The sequence below is a fragment of the Brevundimonas sp. genome (genome assembly GCF_036676055.1).
Classification (GTDB): domain Bacteria; phylum Pseudomonadota; class Alphaproteobacteria; order Caulobacterales; family Caulobacteraceae; genus Brevundimonas.
The window spans coordinates 1-3,256 of sequence record NZ_JAKFDS010000053.1 but is presented as its reverse complement, the minus strand read 5'-3'; the positions used below and the strand labels follow the sequence as shown (position 1 = coordinate 3,256).

Below are 3,256 nucleotides of genomic sequence, written 5' to 3'. Positions count from 1 at the left end.
AGGCGCAGCTCGATCTGGCTGTAGTCGGCGCTGATCAGGACATGGCCGGGGGCGGCGATGAAGGCCTGGCGGATCTGGCGGCCGGTCTCGGTGCGGATCGGGATGTTCTGCAGATTGGGGTCGGACGAGGCGAGGCGGCCGGTGGTGGCGGCGGCCAGCTGGTAGGAGGTGTGGACGCGGTCGGTGGTCTTGTCGGCGGCCTCGATCAGGGCGTCGGTGTAGGTGCCCTTGAGCTTGCTGAGCTGGCGCCATTCCAGCAGCAGGCGCGGCAGGTCGTGGGTTAGGGCCAGTTCTTCCAGCACGCTGGCCTCGGTGCCCCACTGGCCGGAGGCGGTCTTCTTGCCGCCGGGCAGCTGCATCTCGCCGAACAGGATGTCGCCGATCTGGCGCGGCGAGCCGACGTTGAACGGGCGGCCGGCGAGGGCGTGGGCCTGCTGCTCCAGCTCGGCCATGCGCATGCCGAACTCGGACGACAGCCGCTTGAGCCGGTCGGGGTCGACGCGGATGCCGGCCCGCTCCATGTCGGCCAGCACGGCCGGCAGGGGGCGTTCGAGGGTCTCGTAGACGGTGATCAGGCGTTGCTCGCCCAGCCGCGGCTTGAGGATGCGCCACAGACGCAGGGTGACGTCGGCGTCCTCGGCGGCGTAGCAGGTGGCCGGTTTCAGCTCGACGTGTTTGAAGGATTTCTGGGCCTTGCCGGTCCCGGCGACCTGTTTGAACGGGATCGGCTCGTGGCCGAGGTGGAGCCGGGCCAGCTCGTCCATGCCGTGGCCGTGCAGCCCGCCTTCCAGCACGTAGGAGATCAGCATGGTGTCGTCGATCGGGGCGACGCGAATGCCCCTCTGGGCCATGACGGCGAGATCGTATTTGCCGTTCTGGGTGACCTTGAGGACGGCGGGATTCTCCAGCAGGGCTTTCAGGCGCGCGAGGGCCTCGGCCTTGACCACCTGGGTGATCGGCTCGCGCGTCTCGGCCTGTTCGCCGAAGTCGAGGCCGCCGGCGCTGGCCGCGGGCTCGTATTCGTGGGTCAGGGGGATGTAGCAGGCCTCGTTGGGGCCGACGGCGAGGGAGACGCCGCACAGGCCGGCGTGGGTGGCGCTGAGGGCGTCGGTCTCGGTGTCGAAGCCGCAGACGCCGGCCAGGGTCGCCTTCTCGATCCAGCGGTCGAGCTCGTCGAGGGTCTGGACGCAGACATAGGCGTCGCGGTCGAAGGTCTGGGCCTGTTCCGGACCGGTCGGGACCTGGCCGTAGCGGGGCGTGGCGACCGGGGCGCTCGGGACCTTGGGCCGGGCGACGAAAGCGGTGCCGTCCTTCGCCGGGGCCTTGCCGTCGCCGACGCGGCTGCGCAGCGAGCGGAACTCCATCCTGTCGAGGAATTCGGCCAGCCGTTCCGGATCGGGGTCGCGGACGGCGAAGTCGTCGATCGGCTCGGGCGCGGGGGCGCTGCAGTCGAGGCGGCACAGCTCGCGGCTGAGGCGGATCTGGTCGGCGAATTCGATCAGGGTCTCGCGCCGCTTGGGCTGTTTGATCTCGTGGGCGCGGGCCAGCAGCGCATCAAGGTCGCCGTACTCATGAATGAGCTGGGCCGCGGTCTTGGGGCCGATGCCGGGGGCGCCGGGGACGTTGTCGACGCTGTCGCCGATCAGGGCCTGGACCTCGACCACCTTGTCGGGCGTGACGCCGAACTTCTCGAATACGGCCTCCTCGGCGAGGCGGCGCTCCTTCATCGGGTCCCACATGACCACCGAGGGGCCGATCAGCTGCATCAGGTCCTTGTCGGAGCTGACGATGACCGCCTCGCCGCCGGCGTCGCGGGCCTTGCAGGCATAGGTGGCGATCAGGTCGTCGGCCTCGTAGCCGGGCAGTTCGACGCAGTGGACGCCGAAGGCGGCGGTGGCCTCGCGCACCAGCGGGAACTGGGGGATCAGGTCCTCGGGCGGGGCCGACCGGTTGGCCTTGTACTGGTCGTACATCTGGTTGCGGAAGGTCTTTTCCGAATGGTCGAAGATGGCCACCAGATGGGTCGGGCCGTCGTCGCCCTTCATGTCGCGGATCAGCTTCCACAGCATGTTGCAGTAGCCCTGCACCGCGCCGACGGGCAGGCCGTCGGACTTGCGCGTCAGCGGCGGCAGGGCGTGGTAGGCGCGGAAGATGTAGGCCGAGGCGTCGATCATCCACAGCCGCACGGCGGGGCCGTCCTGGGTGAGCGGGCGGTCGGTCGTCTCGGGGGCGGCGTCGGTCATCGGCGGAACATAGGGGGACGCGGCCCCGCCGTCACCGCCCGGCGGCTACGAGATCCAGGTGTTCTTGCACTCGCCGACGGTCCAGCCGGCGAAGCCGGAATGAACGCGGCACTCGTAGCCCATGCCGGCGAGGGGGCCGTGCAGGATGCCGGTCTCGATCAGGGCGCCGCGGCCGTCGTAGCGCGGCTGTTTGAACGACACCCACTGGATGCGGTCGCCGGGCCGGTGCGGACGGTCGGGGTCGTGGGTGGCCGGGAAGTCCAGGCCGAACCGGCTCCAGTCGCAGCGCGGGGCCCAGCCGGAGCCCTCGTCGTCGAGCCAGAGGGGCGGCGGGACGTTGTCCGTCGCATTGAACCGGTAGTGCTCCTTCGCCACCGCGGCGATGACGGCGCAGTCGTTACCGGAATCGGCGATCGGGCCGGGCGGCGACGGCAGGGGCGTCGCGGGGGCGGCGCAGGCGCCCAGCAGGGCGGTCGAACAGGCCAGGGCGATCACAGGGCGCATGGGAGTCCTCATCGGGAACGCAGGCCGGTGATGGTGCGGTTGGGCGCAATGTCCTCGGCCGAGGTGATCAGGTGAACGAGGGCGGGCCGGCCGGCGTTCCGGGCGGCGGCGAGCGCGGCGGGGAAGTCGGCCGTCGTCTCACAGCGGATGCCGAAGGCGCCGAAGGCCTCGGCGTATTTGACGAAGTCGGGGTTCTTCAGATCGGTGGCGATGGTCCGCGCGGCGCCGGGATAGTGGGTCTCCTGGTGCATGCGGATGGTGCCGTAGGTTCCGTTGTCGACGACGACGACGACGACATTGATCCCGTACTGGACCGCGGTGGCGATCTCCTGCCCGGTCATCAGATAGTCGCCGTCGCCGGCGATGCAGATGACGTCGCGGTCAGGATGGACCGACTTGGCGGCGATGGCGGCGGGATAGCCGTAGCCCATGGCCCCCGAGGTCGGCGCCAGCTGGGTGCGGCAGGCGCGGTGGCGATAGAAGCGGTGCAGCCAGGCGGCGAAATTGCC

3 protein-coding genes are annotated in these 3,256 nt (G+C 70.2%); all 3 read right to left on the bottom strand.

Features of this window, described 5'->3' with window-relative positions; translation table 11 throughout:
• Positions 1-2,243, bottom strand: a 2,243-nt coding sequence (gene polA / locus V6M45_RS08655; protein ID WP_332655532.1) for a DNA polymerase I, incomplete at its 3' end; no start/stop codon positions are given.
• Between the two features lie 45 nt (positions 2,244-2,288).
• Complete coding sequence (locus tag V6M45_RS08650) at positions 2,289-2,747, bottom strand: hypothetical protein (protein WP_332655530.1); 459 nt, start codon at positions 2,745-2,747, stop codon at positions 2,289-2,291.
• 8 nt (positions 2,748-2,755) lie between these two features.
• Positions 2,756-3,256: thiamine pyrophosphate-dependent enzyme (locus tag V6M45_RS08645; protein WP_332655528.1), on the bottom strand; the 501-nt coding region annotated here is incomplete at its 5' end.